Raw genomic sequence first — 6,169 nt, 5'->3', positions numbered from 1 at the left:
GGCGGCCACGCCCGCGGGCCGCCCGGCGCGTATGCGTCTCATGTGGTGAGTCCCCCTGGATGCCTGGGAGTTGGCGGGTCGCCGAGCACCCTAGGGGGCAGGACTCAGGCTTGTCAGGAGCCTGTCACTGATTAATTCGTAGTTATTCCGGGTTGGCCGAAACGCGAGGACCCCCGGGGCGGGTGCCCCGGGGGTCCTGTCGCCGGCCGGCCGGCGTCAGAGCGCGTCGAGGCCCGTGAAGACCATGACCTTCTCGTACGTGTAGTCCTCCATCGCGAACCGCACGCCCTCACGCCCCACACCGGAGCGCTTCACGCCCCCGTACGGCATCTGGTCCGCGCGGTACGACGGGACGTCGCCGACGATGACGCCGCCGACCTCCAGCTTCCGCTGCGCCCGGAAGGCGCTCTGCAGGTCGTGCGTGAACACGCCCGCCTGGAGGCCGTACTTCGAGTCGTTGACCGCCGCGAACGCGGCGTCCTCGCCGTCCGCCCGGTGCACCGTCACCACCGGCCCGAACGCCTCCTCGCGGGAGATCTTCACGCCGCCGGGCACGTCCGTCAGCACCGTCGGCGTGTACGACGCGCCGTCCCGCTTGCCGCCCGTCAGCAACTGGGCGCCGGCGCCCACGGCCTCGTCGACCCACGACTCCAGCCGCTGGGCCGCGGCCTCGCTGACCATCGGGCCGACGTCGGTGGCCTCGTCCGCCGGGTCGCCGGTCACCTGCGCCTCGACGGCCGCGACGATCTTGGGCACCAGGCGGTCGTAGACCGAGGCGTCGGCGATCACGCGCTGGACGGAGATGCACGACTGGCCCGCCTGGTAGTTGGCGAACGTGCCGATCCGCTGCGCGGCGTGGTCGAGGTCGGCCTCGGAGGCGTAGTCGGCCAGGACGACGGCGGCGCCGTTGCCGCCCAGCTCCAGGGTGACGCGCTTGCCGGGGACGGCCTCCAGGATCGCGTAGCCGACGGTGTCGGAGCCGGTGAAGGAGATGATCGGCAGCCGGTCGTCCTCGGTGAGGTCGGGCATCCGGTCGTTCGGCACCGGCAGCACGCTCCAGCTCCCGGCCGGCAGGTCGGTCTCCGCCAGCAGCTCGCCGAGCAGCAGACCGGACAGCGGGGTCGCGGGGGCGGGCTTGAGGATGATCGGGGCGCCCACGGCGAGGGCCGGGGCGACCTTGTGGGCGCACAGGTTCAGCGGGAAGTTGAACGGCGCGATGCCGAGGACCGGGCCGTACGGGAAGCGGCGGGTGAAGGCCAGCCGGCCGGCCCCGCCCGGGTCGGTGTCGAGCCGCTGGCCGTCGCCGCTGCCCCACCTGCGGGCCTCCTCGGTGGCGAAGCGGAACGTGGACACGGCGCGGCCGACCTCGCCGCGGGCCCACTTCAGCGGCTTGCCGTTCTCGGCGGAGATCAGCCGGGCGATCTCCTCGGCGCGCGCGGCGAGCTGCTTGGTCACGTGGTCGAGCGCCGCGGCCCGCACGTGCGCGGGGGTGGCGGCCAGCTCCTCCTTCACCGCGTGCGCGGCGGCGACGGCCTCCTCGATCTGGGCGTCGGTGGGAATGCTCACCGTGCCGACCTTGCGGCCGTCCCAGGGCGAGGTGACGTCTAGGGTGTCCTCGCCGGTCGCCTGCCGGCCGGCGAGCCAGAACGCTTGTGTGGAAGTCACGGCAGAGTCCCTCCGGAGAGTCATGTACCTCTGCTGCCCACCGTAGGCGGTCGGCGGGGCAGGGTGCGTTGTCCGGCACGTAGCACTCGGCGGGTACGTCGCTACGTGACGGAAGGGTGGGCCCCCGCCGCGGCCCGGTGATCTTGTCACAGGTGCGGCCTACCCTGGGGCGGGCGTGCGGGGAGACGTGCGGTGAGCGGGCATCGCGGAGGGGCGCCCAGGGCGCGCGGAGGGGGCGCGGGCAGGGCGTGTACGGGGCCGCGCGGGGCGCGGGGCACCCGATTGGCGCGCGCGGGGTGGTGTCGCCCGGCCGAATCGGGTACATACGCACAAGTAGCACCGGCTGGTAACCCCTACTCAGCGGCGAGGTGAGTTCCCTCATGACCGCACCATCCACACGGCCGTCCGTCTCCGAGAAGGAAGCCAGGGAGGTCGCGGAGGCCGCACGCGAGCAGGACTGGCGCAAACCCAGTTTCGCCAAGGAGCTGTTCCTCGGCCGCTTCCGCCTCGACCTCATCCACCCCCACCCCGAGCCCGCCCCCGCGGACGTCGAGCGCGGTGAGGAGTTCCTCGCCACGCTGCGCGACTTCTGCGACGCGCACATCGACGGGGCGCGGATCGAGCGCGACGCGCAGATCCCCGACGAGACCGTGCGCGGGCTGAAGGAGATCGGCGCCCTCGGCATGAAGATCGACCGGAAGTACGGCGGTCTCGGCCTCACGCAGGTCTACTACAACAAGTCCCTCGCCCTCGTCGGCACCGCGAGCCCCGCCGTCGGCGCGCTGCTCTCGGCGCACCAGTCGATCGGCGTGCCGCAGCCGCTGAAGATCTTCGGCACCGAGGAGCAGAAGGAGGAGTTCCTGCCCCGGTGCGCCCGTACCGACATCTCCGCCTTCCTGCTCACCGAGCCCGACGTCGGCTCCGACCCGGCCCGGCTGGCGACCACCGCCGTCCCCGACGGCGACGGGCCCGACGCCGACTACCTGCTCGACGGCGTCAAGCTCTGGACCACCAACGGCGTCGTCGCCGACCTGCTCGTGGTCATGGCGCGGGTGCCGAAGTCAGAGGGGCACCGGGGCGGCATCACGGCGTTCGTCGTCGAGGCCGCCGCCGAGGGCGTCACCGTGGAGAACCGCAACAGCTTCATGGGCCTGCGCGGCATCGAGAACGGCGTCACCCGCTTCCACCAGGTGCGCGTCCCCGCCGCCAACCGCATCGGCCCCGAGGGGGCGGGCCTGAAGATCGCCCTGACCACGCTCAACACCGGGCGGCTCTCGCTGCCCGCGCTCTGCGTGGGTGCGGGCAAGTGGTGCCTGAAGATCGCCCGCGGCTGGGGCGGCGCCCGCGAGCAGTGGGGGCGGCCGGTCGCCAAGCACGAGGCCGTCGGCGCGAAGATCTCCTTCATCGCGGCGACGACGTTCGCGCTGGAGGCCGTGCTCGACCTGTCCTCGCAGATGGCCGACGAGGACCGCAACGACATCCGCATCGAGGCCGCCCTCGCCAAGCTCTACGGCTCGGAGATGGCCAGCCTCATGGCCGACGAGCTGATCCAGATCCGCGGCGGCCGCGGCTACGAGACCGCCGAGTCGCTCGCCGCCCGCGGCGAGAAGGCGATCCCGGCCGAGCAGATCGTCCGGGACCTGCGGATCAACCGGATCTTCGAGGGCTCGACGGAGATCATGCACCTGCTCATCGCCCGCGAGGCGGTGGACGCCCACCTCAAGGTCGCCGGCGACCTCATCGACCCGCAGAAGAACCTCTCCGAGAAGGCGCGCGCGGGCGCGCGCGCCGGCGGCTTCTACGCCCGCTGGCTGCCGAAGCTGGTCGCGGGCAAGGGGCAGGTGCCGCGGACGTACGGCGAGTTCCACCCGTCCGGGCACCGCGACCTCTCCACCCACCTGCGCTTCGTCGAGCGCGGCGCCCGCCGGCTGGCGCGCTCGACGTTCTACGGGATGTCCCGCTGGCAGGGGAAGATGGAGACCAAGCAGGGGTTCCTCGGCCGGGTCGTGGACATCGGCGCGGAGCTGTTCGCGATGAGCGCCGCGTGCGTACGGGCCGAGATGCTGCGCACCGCCGCCGGCCGGGGCGGGCACGGCAAGGAGGCGTACGAGCTGGCCGACGCCTTCTGCCGGCAGGCCCGCATCCGGGTCGAGGAGCTGTTCGGCCGGCTGTGGACGAACACCGACGACCTGGACCGCAGGGTGGTGCGGCAGGTGCTGGACGACGCGTACACGTGGCTGGAGGAGGGCATCGTCGACCCGTCGGGCGACGGCCCGTGGATCGCCGAGGCCGAGCCGGGCCCGGCGAAGAAGCCGAACCTGCACCGGCCGATCCGCTAGGGCCTGGGCGCCCGCGCGGCGGCCGCACCGTCTCCCCCGGCGGTGCGGCCGCCCGCGCGCGGGCTCAGGCCGGCTGCCGCTCCAGGAGGGACTTGAGCTGCGAGGCGAGCATGACCCAGCCGCCGCTGACGCTCTCCAGCATCCGGCTCCCGGGGCTGTCGAAGTGGTCGTGCGTGATGGTCAGCTTCACGCCCAGCTTCGGGATCTCGGCCGGTTCGATGTCGAAGGCGACCTGCGAGCGCTCCTTGCGCGCCTCCGCGAACTCCGCGTCGGACATGCCCAGCATCTCCTGGTGCATGGGCTGCAGCGTGTGCCAGGTGTACACCAGCCGCTTGCCGGGCTCGGCCACCAGGACGCGCTGGCCCAGGTCCTGGGGCTCGCCGTTCTCCTCCAGGGGCCAGTACACGGTGGAGCCGGCCTGCCAGTCGGAGCGGGGCGCCCAGCCGCCGTGGTACTGCTTCAGGAACTCGGGCGTCGTCAGCGCCTCGTAGAGCCGCTCGGCCGTGGTCTCGATGTAGATCGTGTAGACGAACGCGGGCTTGTTCACGGAATGTCCTTCCAGCGCTTGCTTGAGCGCGGACAGGGCCGTCAGGCGCCCGCGCTCGTACCGGCGGATCCAGCGGTCGGCCAGCTCGTGGATCGGCACGGGGTTCAGGTAGTGCAGCTTCTCCCGGCCGCGCCGTACGGCGGTGACCAGGCCGGCGGACTCCAGCACCGCCAGGTGCTTGCTCACCGCCTGCCTGCTCATCTCCAGCCCCGCGCACAACTCCCGCAGGGTCTGGCCGCTCCGCTCGTCGAGGCGGTCCAGCAGCTCTCTGCGGCTGCCGTCGGCGAGCGCCCTGAAGACGTCGTCCATGGTCACCACCTCTGCGCAGCAGATTGGCAACCAAATGGTTGCCTGTCAAGGCGGCGCTTCCGAGTGGCGCAGCTCACGGTTCGGGGGTCCAATTGACTGAAGGCTATCCCTAGCATCCCGATAGGAAATCCCTAGTATCGATGTCTATGGACTTTTCGTGGTCGATGGTCGTGGCCGGAGCCCTCGTTGGCTGCATGGTCGGCCTCACCGGCATGGGCGGCGGCGCCCTCATGACCCCCATCATGGTGACGGTCTTCGGGGTCAACCCCACCCAGGCCATCGGCAGCGACCTGGCGACCTCCGTGTTCATGAAGCCGTTCGGCGCCGCCGTGCACCAGAAGGCGGGCACCGTCCGCTGGGACGTGGTGCGCTGGCTGCTGCCCACCGGTGTACCGGCCGCGTTCTGCGGCGCCTTTCTGCTGCAGTTCCTCGGCGAGGGCGAGGACCTGCAGAGCCGGGTGAAGATCGTCATCGGCGCGGCCCTGCTGCTCGCCGTCACCGGCATGCTCGCCCGGATGATGCTGGACCGGCGGCGCGCCGCGCAGGACGGCGGGAAGACCGAGGACGCCCACGTGCCGGTACGGCCCGGGCCCACGCTGCTCATCGGGCTCGTCGGCGGCCTCGTCGTCGGCATGACCTCCGTCGGCTCCGGCTCGCTGATCATCGTGATGCTGATGCTCGTGCACCCCCGGCTCAAGGCCAACCACCTCGTCGGCACCGACCTCGTCCAGGCCATCCCGATCGTCGCCGCCGCGGCCGCCGGCCACTTCATCGTCGGCGACGCCAGCCTCGGGCTCGCCGCGGTACTGCTCCTCGGGGCCATCCCCGGCGTGCTCGTCGGCGCCGTGCTCTCCACCCGCGCCCCGGGTGCCGTGCTGCGCTGGGTGCTGGCGATCATCCTGCTGGCCACCGGGCTCTCCCTGGTCCACGTGCCCGAGACCGTCATCGTCCCGGCCTGCGTCGTGCTCGCCGCGTACGCCGTGATCAGCAGCCGCCCCCGGCGCCCGCGCGCCGCGACCGTCCCCGCCGGCACCCCGGGGGCGGGCGGCGGCCCGGCCGGGGAGGGGCCGGGGGACGGCATCGAGAGGGCGTCTGCGCCGCGCCGGAGCTGAGCGGTCACAATGGGGCGATGACCGAGACCCCCGCCGCTCCGCTGGCCGACCCGCACCTGCGTCCCGCGACCGCCGCCGACGGCCCCCGCGAGATCGTCGTCCTCGGCTCGACCGGTTCGATCGGCACCCAGGCCGTCGACATCGTGCTGCGCAACCCCGACCGGTTCCGGGTCACCGCCCTGTCCGCGGCGGGCGGC

4 protein-coding genes and 1 pseudogene are annotated in these 6,169 nt (G+C 72.5%); 3 read left to right on the top strand and 2 right to left on the bottom strand.

What is annotated here, in order from left to right:
- Positions 1-216: 216 nt before the first annotated feature.
- On the bottom strand, positions 217-1,665 hold the full coding sequence (locus tag H5J30_RS14185; RefSeq protein ID WP_181787796.1) for an aldehyde dehydrogenase family protein: 1,449 nt from the start codon (positions 1,663-1,665) through the stop codon (positions 217-219).
- Positions 1,666-2,045: 380 nt separating this feature from the next.
- On the opposite strand from H5J30_RS14185, the gene H5J30_RS14180 reads away from it, so the two are divergent.
- A complete protein-coding gene (locus tag H5J30_RS14180; RefSeq protein WP_181787795.1) occupies positions 2,046-4,004 on the top strand; it encodes an acyl-CoA dehydrogenase family protein in 1,959 nt (652 codons plus the stop codon).
- 64 nt (positions 4,005-4,068) lie between these two features.
- Here H5J30_RS14180 and H5J30_RS14175 read toward each other — a convergent pair whose 3' ends face one another.
- Positions 4,069-4,860, bottom strand: coding sequence for an ArsR/SmtB family transcription factor (locus tag H5J30_RS14175; protein ID WP_181787794.1), 792 nt, complete (start codon positions 4,858-4,860; stop codon positions 4,069-4,071).
- A 140-nt stretch (positions 4,861-5,000) separates the two neighbouring features.
- Between H5J30_RS14175 and H5J30_RS14170 the strand changes: the two genes are divergently transcribed.
- Together H5J30_RS14170 and H5J30_RS14165 are read left to right on the top strand one after the other, a co-directional pair.
- Positions 5,001-5,972, top strand: coding sequence for a sulfite exporter TauE/SafE family protein (locus H5J30_RS14170; RefSeq protein ID WP_181787793.1), 972 nt, complete (start codon positions 5,001-5,003; stop codon positions 5,970-5,972).
- A 17-nt stretch (positions 5,973-5,989) separates the two neighbouring features.
- Positions 5,990-6,169, top strand: a pseudogene (locus tag H5J30_RS14165) (1-deoxy-D-xylulose-5-phosphate reductoisomerase); the annotation flags it as partial.

Source organism: Streptomyces phytophilus (assembly GCF_013870535.1).
In the GTDB taxonomy this organism is placed as follows: Bacteria; Actinomycetota; Actinomycetes; order Streptomycetales; family Streptomycetaceae; genus Streptomyces; species Streptomyces phytophilus.
The sequence above is the reverse complement of the archived record's forward strand: the minus strand, read 5'-3'. Positions and strand labels throughout refer to the sequence as shown.

Bases quoted from the DNA above. Each gene is read 5' to 3' on its own strand.
- H5J30_RS14175 (WP_181787794.1), bottom strand. From the start codon at position 4,860: ATGGACGACGTCTTCAGGGCGCTCGCCGACGGCAGCCGCAGAGAGCTG.
- H5J30_RS14180 (WP_181787795.1), top strand. From the start codon at position 2,046: ATGACCGCACCATCCACACGGCCGTCCGTCTCCGAGAAGGAAGCCAGG.
- H5J30_RS14170 (WP_181787793.1), top strand. From the start codon at position 5,001: ATGTCTATGGACTTTTCGTGGTCGATGGTCGTGGCCGGAGCCCTCGTT.